Source organism: Streptomyces boncukensis, assembly GCF_011045075.1.
In the GTDB taxonomy this organism is placed as follows: Bacteria; Actinomycetota; Actinomycetes; order Streptomycetales; family Streptomycetaceae; genus Streptomyces; species Streptomyces boncukensis.
Map to the genome: position 1 here is coordinate 1 of NZ_JAAKZZ010000721.1, position 2,932 is coordinate 2,932.

Genomic DNA, 2,932 nt, shown 5'->3' on the forward strand with positions numbered 1-2,932 from the left:
CAGCTGATCGGGGTGCTCTCGCCGAGGAAGCGGGGGTCGAAGCCGATCAGGTCGTAGCGGCCCGCGACGTCCTTCAGCGAAGGTCGCAGGGCGAGGGTGTTGGCGAGCCCGGTGCCGCCGGGTCCGCCCGGGTTGGACAGCAGGATGCCGCGCCGGCCGTGCGGGGAGGACGCCCTGATCCGGGAAACCGCGATCTTGATGGTGCGCCCGCCGGGATCGGAGTAGTCCAGCGGCACGGTCACCTTCGCGCACCGGGCGCCCGCTTCGTTCAGCTTCCGCTGCTCCGGGGAGCACCTCCCCCAGTCGAGGCGCTGGTGCTCGTGGACCGCCAGCGGGGAGCGGCCGGCGGACGGCGGGCCGCCGCCGGCCGGCTCCGCGGTGGCGGGCCCGGCGGTCGGGACGAGCCCGGCCAGGGCCAGTCCGACGGCGGCAAGGGACGCTGGGCGCATAGCACTCCTTCGATGCGGACAGGTGTTCTCCGTCGGCTGCGACGCTAGGTCGCCGCGCGGCGCCGGAACATGACGCCAGTCGGCGTCCCCGCGCTGGGGCTGCCCCCACCCCCGCACCGGCCCGCTCCGGAGGGCCCGCGGACAGGGGGCGGACCCCTCCCTCGGGCGGCCCGGCTAGAGTGGGCGGGACAGACATCGCCCCGGACCGGGGAAGCCGGTGCGAATCCGGCGCTGACCCGCAACCGTGTGCGACGGCCCGACGGCCGTCGCGAGCCGGATCGCCAGGCCCGGGTCGCAGGCTCCTGTGCCGGCGCGCCCGGCGTACGTACGCGTACGGCGGGCCCCTCGTCACAGCACCGTCGAGGAATGCGGAGCCGAGCCCGGTGTGTCGTCGGCCGGGCCCCGAAGGGGGCCCGCGCGGCGGGGCGGCGTGCGCGGCTGCGTCCGTCCCCTCGTCGAAGGCATCGAACGGCACCGAAAGGCACCGCATGTTTCCGCGCCGCAGCCGCCTCGCAGCGGCAGCCGCCACCGCCCTCGTGCTCTGCGCGGCGGCGGCTCCCACGGCGTCCGCCGCGTCCCCCTCGCCCTCGCCCTCGCCGGAGGCGTCCACCGGCGCGTCCCCCGCCCGGGACGGGCTGTACGGCAAGGGCGATCCGCAGTACGACGGGGTCTGGCGGCAGTCGCTCACCTTCCTGGCCCTGTACGCGGCGGACTACGTTCCGTCCCGGTTCAGCCAGGACTGGCTCCTGATGCAGCAGTGCGACGACGGCTCCTTCCCCGCGTACCGCCCCCGTACGAAGGCGGACTGCGACCCGAAGAAGACCCCGGCGGACGTCAACGCCACCGCCATCGCCGTCCAGGCGCTCACCCGGATGCGGGACAGCGGGAAGCGGGTCGACCAGGCGCTCGACTGGCTGAAGTCCGTGCAGAACGACGACGGCGGCTGGGGCTACCAGCCCGGCAGCCCCTCCGACGCCAACTCCGTCTCCGTCGTCATCGGCGCCCTCAGCGCCGCCGGCCGCGCCCCGTCCGCCTGGAAGAAGGACGGCAAGTCGCCCTACGACGCGCTGCTCTCCCTCCGGACCGGCCAGGGCGCCTTCGCCTACCAGCCCGGCAAGGACGGCAAGCTCGCCCCGAACTACGACGCCACCGCCGCCGCCGTACTCGCCGGGACGGGCCGGGACATGACGGCGTCCGGCGGCAAGCGGGCGGCGAAGGGCGCCCCGGCGAAGGCGGCCGGGAAGGGCGCCGCCTACCTCGCCTCCGTCATGAAGAAGAACGGCGGCTACGTCCGGTCCGTCACCCCGGGCGCCGCGGGCAAGACGCCCGACTACGCCAACACCGCCGACGCCGTGACCGCCCTCAGCGCGGCAGGCCAGGGCGACCAGGCCGAGGCGTCCCTGGACTGGCTCGCCGGCCACCTCGACGACTGGGACAAGGCCAGGAACGACCCGGCCGCGCTCAGCATGCTGCTGCTCGCCAACAAGGCAGCGGGGAGCGGCGACCCCGCGAAGCTCGGCGGCGTCGACCTCGTCGAGCGCATCCACGCCACCGGGCCGAAGCCGGAGGCGCCCATGGAGCGGGCGAAGGGAGCGAGCCAGCAGGAGGGCCAGGACGACAGCGATAAAAAGGACGACAAGGGCGGCGGGGGCTCCCTCCCCACCTGGTCCTTCGTCCTCGTGGGCCTCGCTGTGGGCGCGGGCGTCGGCATCCTGCTGAGCGGACGGCGGAAGAGGCAGTCGCTGTGAGGCGCCCCCTGCTCCTCCTCGTGGCGCTGCTCTCCGCGCTGCCCCTCGCCCTGGCGGCCGCCGGTACCGGGGCCGGTACCGCACAGGCCGCCGACAAGGCGAGCTACCGCTACTGGTCGCTGTGGGAGCGGAACGACGGCGCCTGGACCTACGGGGACAAGGGCCCGTCCGTGCTGCGCCCCGGCGACGGCGACGTCGTCGGCTTCCGCTTCGCCGTCACCGAGGACTCCGGGGACGCCGCCCAGCCGCGCGGCAAGCCCGGCTTCGAGGCGGCCTGCGCCGGTACGGAGCCGAAGTCCGGCAGCAAGCGGATCGCGCTCCGCATCGACTTCGGCACCGGGCGGGACGCTCCACAGGGCGAGACCCCGCCCGAGCCGCGCACCGCGTGCGCCCGTATCGACGCGAAGGGCTCCGCCGCCGACGCGCTCGCCGCCGTGGCCAAGCCCCTGCGCTACAACTCCGACGCCCTCCTGTGCGCCATCGACGGCTACCCCGCCAAGGGCTGCGCCGAGCAGGTGTCCGGGAACGGCGAGTCCTCCCGGGACGGGAGCGGGAACCAGGACCGGGACCAGGACGACGGCGCCGGGGACGGCGACGGCGGGATGTCCTCCGGCATCGGCGTCGCCGCCGGGCTCGCCGCCGTGGCCGTGCTCGGTGTCGCGGCGCTCTGGCAGGCACGCCGCCGCCGGCAGTGAGGCGCGTCCGGATGACCCTGCGCCCTCCCCCTCCCTCTCC

At 75.4% G+C, this 2,932-nt stretch carries 2 protein-coding genes and 1 pseudogene; 2 read left to right on the forward strand and 1 reads right to left on the reverse strand.

The genetic code is table 11. From position 1 onward, the window contains the following. Positions 1 to 449: pseudogene (locus G5C65_RS34750) on the reverse strand (alpha/beta hydrolase); the annotation flags it as partial. Between the two features lie 488 nt (positions 450 to 937). On the opposite strand from G5C65_RS34750, the gene G5C65_RS34755 reads away from it, so the two are divergent. Both G5C65_RS34755 and G5C65_RS34760 read left to right on the forward strand, forming a co-directional pair. Continuing rightward, the gene (locus G5C65_RS34755) at positions 938 to 2,197 is read left to right on the forward strand and encodes a prenyltransferase/squalene oxidase repeat-containing protein (protein WP_165303049.1); all 1,260 of its coding nucleotides are present in this window, start codon (positions 938 to 940) and stop codon (positions 2,195 to 2,197) included. Then, a complete protein-coding gene (locus tag G5C65_RS34760) occupies positions 2,194 to 2,892 on the forward strand; it encodes an SCO2322 family protein (RefSeq protein ID WP_338146807.1) in 699 nt (232 codons plus the stop codon). Before G5C65_RS34755 ends, G5C65_RS34760 begins: the two co-directional genes overlap by 4 nt. Positions 2,893 to 2,932: the final 40 nt, after the last annotated feature.